This window comes from Paraburkholderia sp. J10-1 (genome assembly GCF_905220165.1).
Classification (GTDB): Bacteria; Pseudomonadota; Gammaproteobacteria; order Burkholderiales; family Burkholderiaceae; genus Paraburkholderia.
Genome location: NZ_CAJMYW010000042.1, coordinates 1 through 5,286, shown reverse-complemented (window position 1 = coordinate 5,286; position 5,286 = coordinate 1). Strand labels below are relative to the sequence as shown.

Sequence of the window (5,286 nt, the reverse complement as noted above, 5' to 3'; positions counted from 1 at the left end):
AGCCTGACGATTACCTACTTTCACACGGGCAATCCGCACTATCATCGGCGTGGAGTTGTTTCACGGTCCTGTTCGGGATGGGAAGGGGTGGGACCAACTCGCTATGGTCATCAGGCATGACGGGTTGCTGCGTCGCGGTTTTGCGCGCCACAGCCAATCGGGAAGAAGCGTAAAGAGGTGTTGCTGAATTGGGGTTGTGTTGTTTCTGGCACAACACCGATCTCTCAACCTGCGCGCTCCACTCTCCATGCTTTCTGGAGGGAGGCACACCTGTTATAGGATCAAGCCTTACGGGCAATTAGTATCAGTTAGCTTAACGCATTACTGCGCTTCCACACCTGACCTATCAACGTCCTGGTCTCGAACGACCCTTCAAGGGGATCTAGTCCCCGGGGAAGTCTCATCTTGAGGCGAGTTTCCCGCTTAGATGCTTTCAGCGGTTATCTCTTCCGAACATAGCTACCCGGCGATGCGACTGGCGTCACAACCGGTACACCAGAGGTTCGTCCACTCCGGTCCTCTCGTACTAGGAGCAGGCCCCCTCAAACTTCCAGCGCCCACGGCAGATAGGGACCAAACTGTCTCACGACGTTTTAAACCCAGCTCACGTACCTCTTTAAATGGCGAACAGCCATACCCTTGGGACCGGCTACAGCCCCAGGATGAGATGAGCCGACATCGAGGTGCCAAACACCGCCGTCGATATGAACTCTTGGGCGGTATCAGCCTGTTATCCCCAGAGTACCTTTTATCCGTTGAGCGATGGCCCTTCCATACAGAACCACCGGATCACTATGACCTGCTTTCGCACCTGTTCGACTTGTGGGTCTCACAGTCAAGCACGCTTATGCCATTGCACTATCAGCACGATTTCCGACCGTACCTAGCGTACCTTCGTACTCCTCCGTTACCCTTTGGGAGGAGACCGCCCCAGTCAAACTGCCTACCATGCACTGTCCCCGATCCGGATCACGGACCAAGGTTAGAACCTCAAACAGATCAGGGTGGTATTTCAAGGACGGCTCCACGGAAACTAGCGTTCCCGCTTCACAGCCTCCCACCTATCCTACACAAACCGGTTCAAAGTCCAATGCAAAGCTACAGTAAAGGTTCATGGGGTCTTTCCGTCTAGCCGCGGGGAGATTGCATCATCACAAACACTTCAACTTCGCTGAGTCTCGGGAGGAGACAGTGTGGCCATCGTTACGCCATTCGTGCAGGTCGGAACTTACCCGACAAGGAATTTCGCTACCTTAGGACCGTTATAGTTACGGCCGCCGTTTACCGGGACTTCAATCAAGAGCTTGCACCCCATCATTTAATCTTCCGGCACCGGGCAGGCGTCACACCCTATACGTCCACTTTCGTGTTTGCAGAGTGCTGTGTTTTTATTAAACAGTCGCAGCCACCAGTTTATTGCAACCCCTTCACCCTTCTGGCGCAAGCCAGTCAAGCTACCAGGGCGTACCTTATCCCGAAGTTACGGTACCAATTTGCCGAGTTCCTTCTCCCGAGTTCTCTCAAGCGCCTTAGAATACTCATCTCGCCCACCTGTGTCGGTTTGCGGTACGGTCACTGTTGAACTGAAGCTTAGAGGCTTTTCTTGGAACCACTTCCAGTTGCTTCTGCTCCGAAGAGCATGGCCTCGCACCCTTGAATTCCGCGCCCGGATTTGCCAAAGCGCCTTCTCCAATGCAAGGACCGGGACTTCCAACACCCGGACAACCTTCCGCGATCCGTCCCCCCATCGCATTCAACAATGGTGCAGGAATATTGACCTGCTTCCCATCAGCTACGCATTTCTGCCTCGCCTTAGGGGCCGACTCACCCTACGCCGATGAACGTTGCGTAGGAAACCTTGGGCTTACGGCGAGGGGGCCTTTCACCCCCTTTATCGCTACTCATGTCAGCATTCGCACTTCCGATACCTCCAGCACGCTTTTCAACGCACCTTCGCAGGCTTACGGAACGCTCTCCTACCATGCGAGACTAGCTCGCATCCGCAGCTTCGGTATATGACTTAGCCCCGTTACATCTTCCGCGCAGGACGACTCGATCAGTGAGCTATTACGCTTTCTTTAAAGGGTGGCTGCTTCTAAGCCAACCTCCTGACTGTTTTAGCCTTCCCACTTCGTTTCCCACTTAGTCATATTTGGGGACCTTAGCTGGCGGTCTGGGTTGTTTCCCTCTTGACACCGGACGTTAGCACCCGATGTCTGTCTCCCGTGATTGCACTCTTCGGTATTCGGAGTTTGCTATGGCGACGTAATCCGCAATGGACCCATCAACCATGACAGTGCTCTACCCCCGAAGGTGATACACGAGGCACTACCTAAATAGTTTTCGGAGAGAACCAGCTATTTCCAGGTTTGTTTAGCCTTTCACCCCTATCCACAGCTCATCCCCTAACTTTTCAACGTTAGTGGGTTCGGTCCTCCAGCACGTGTTACCGTGCCTTCAACCTGGCCATGGATAGATCACCTGGTTTCGGGTCTACACCCAGCGACTGAACGCCCTGTTCGGACTCGCTTTCGCTACGCCTGCCCTATTCGGTTAAGCTTGCCACTGAATGTAAGTCGCTGACCCATTATACAAAAGGTACGCCGTCACCCCTTGCGAGGCTCCGACTGTTTGTATGCATGCGGTTTCAGGATCTATTTCACTCCCCTCCCGGGGTTCTTTTCGCCTTTCCCTCACGGTACTGGTTCACTATCGGTCGATCACGAGTATTTAGCCTTGGAGGATGGTCCCCCCATCTTCAGACAGGATTTCACGTGTCCCGCCCTACTTGTCGTACACCTAGTTCTTCCATTCCGCCTTCGCCTACGGGGCTATCACCCACTATGGCCGCACTTTCCAGAGCGTTCGGCTGACGGTACAGATAAAGAGTACAGGCTGGTCCCATTTCGCTCGCCACTACTTTGGGAATCTCGGTTGATTTCTTTTCCTGCGGCTACTTAGATGTTTCAGTTCGCCGCGTTCGCTTCGCATGACCTATGTATTCAGTCATGGATACTCCATTCGGAGTGGGTTTCCCCATTCGGACATCTACGGATCAAAGCTTGTTTGCCAGCTCCCCGTAGCTTTTCGCAGGCTACCGCGTCCTTCATCGCCTGTGATCGCCAAGGCATCCACCACATGCACTTGTTCGCTTGACCCTATAACGGGTGTGTCTCGGTCACGATTGCTCGTGCGATTCACGCTCGCTACAGGTTGAGTATTCGTGTTGCGCCGTATTTCAAGGCAATCTTTCGATCACTTAAAAATACATTGATACAATCACAACCCTGATTCACCTACTCGCACCCATCTCTAGATGCTTTTGGATGAATCTCTTTACTACTTCTTCCTGATTGTTAAAGAACGACAGCCGATATGGTTTTACTCACATCGCTCTGACTGGCTCAATCGCCAATGCGAAATGTTCTGCATCACTTCTGCAGAACGCTGTGCATTGAGGATTGGTGGAGGATGACGGGATCGAACCGACGACCCCCTGCTTGCAAAGCAGGTGCTCTCCCAGCTGAGCTAATCCCCCAGTCACATACATACTCAAGGGGTTATCAGTCAGCCACCGCGCAGACAAATTGGTGGGTCTGGATGGATTCGAACCATCGACCCCCGCCTTATCAAGACGGTGCTCTAACCGACTGAGCTACAGACCCCTGAGTCTGTCTTTCTTACAGCCGACAAGTGTGAGCGCTTAAAACGCAGTGAGCGATGAGCTCTGGAAAGGAGGTGATCCAGCCGCACCTTCCGATACGGCTACCTTGTTACGACTTCACCCCAGTCATGAATCCTGCCGTGGTGACCGTCCTCCTTGCGGTTAGACTAGCCACTTCTGGCAAAACCCACTCCCATGGTGTGACGGGCGGTGTGTACAAGACCCGGGAACGTATTCACCGCGGCATGCTGATCCGCGATTACTAGCGATTCCAGCTTCACGCAGTCGAGTTGCAGACTGCGATCCGGACTACGATCGGTTTTCTGGGATTGGCTCCACCTCGCGGCTTGGCAACCCTCTGTTCCGACCATTGTATGACGTGTGAAGCCCTACCCATAAGGGCCATGAGGACTTGACGTCATCCCCACCTTCCTCCGGTTTGTCACCGGCAGTCTCCCTGGAGTGCTCTTGCGTAGCAACTAGGGACAAGGGTTGCGCTCGTTGCGGGACTTAACCCAACATCTCACGACACGAGCTGACGACAGCCATGCAGCACCTGTGTTACGGCTCCCTTTCGGGCACTTCCACCTCTCAGCGGAATTCCGTACATGTCAAGGGTAGGTAAGGTTTTTCGCGTTGCATCGAATTAATCCACATCATCCACCGCTTGTGCGGGTCCCCGTCAATTCCTTTGAGTTTTAATCTTGCGACCGTACTCCCCAGGCGGTCAACTTCACGCGTTAGCTACGTTACCAAGCCAATGAAGGCCCGACAACCAGTTGACATCGTTTAGGGCGTGGACTACCAGGGTATCTAATCCTGTTTGCTCCCCACGCTTTCGTGCATGAGCGTCAGTATTGGCCCAGGGGGCTGCCTTCGCCATCGGTATTCCTCCACATCTCTACGCATTTCACTGCTACACGTGGAATTCTACCCCCCTCTGCCATACTCCAGCGATGCAGTCACCAATGCAGTTCCCAGGTTAAGCCCGGGGATTTCACATCGGTCTTACATCACCGCCTGCGCACGCTTTACGCCCAGTAATTCCGATTAACGCTTGCACCCTACGTATTACCGCGGCTGCTGGCACGTAGTTAGCCGGTGCTTATTCTTCCGGTACCGTCATCCCCTCTCGGTATTATCGAAAAGGATTTCTTTCCGGACAAAAGTGCTTTACAACCCGAAGGCCTTCTTCACACACGCGGCATTGCTGGATCAGGCTTTCGCCCATTGTCCAAAATTCCCCACTGCTGCCTCCCGTAGGAGTCTGGGCCGTGTCTCAGTCCCAGTGTGGCTGGTCGTCCTCTCAGACCAGCTACGGATCGTCGCCTTGGTGAGCCTTTACCCCACCAACTAGCTAATCCGCCATCGGCCACCCCAATAGCGCGAGGCCCGAAGGTCCCCCGCTTTCATCCAAAGATCGTATGCGGTATTAATCCGGCTTTCGCCGGGCTATCCCCCACTACTGGACATGTTCCGATGTATTACTCACCCGTTCGCCACTCGCCACCAGGTGCAAGCACCCGTGCTGCCGTTCGACTTGCATGTGTAAGGCATGCCGCCAGCGTTCAATCTGAGCCAGGATCAAACTCTTCAGTTTAAACCTGTTACTGTTTTCGGTT

Annotated in this window: 2 tRNA genes and 3 rRNA genes; all 5 read right to left on the bottom strand. The window is 53.7% G+C overall.

Annotated elements, in window-relative coordinates:
- Position 1: 1 nt before the first annotated feature.
- A 5S ribosomal RNA gene (gene rrf / locus U5A65_RS40500) occupies positions 2-115 on the bottom strand.
- A gap of 162 nt (positions 116-277) precedes the next feature.
- A 23S ribosomal RNA gene (locus U5A65_RS40495) occupies positions 278-3,158 on the bottom strand.
- 304 nt (positions 3,159-3,462) lie between these two features.
- Positions 3,463-3,538 (bottom strand) — tRNA-Ala (locus U5A65_RS40490).
- Between the two features lie 50 nt (positions 3,539-3,588).
- A tRNA-Ile gene (locus U5A65_RS40485) sits at positions 3,589-3,665 on the bottom strand.
- Between the two features lie 66 nt (positions 3,666-3,731).
- Positions 3,732-5,264 (bottom strand): 16S ribosomal RNA (locus U5A65_RS40480).
- Together the 16S, 23S and 5S rRNA genes with 2 tRNA genes alongside form the textbook arrangement of a ribosomal RNA operon.
- Positions 5,265-5,286: the final 22 nt, after the last annotated feature.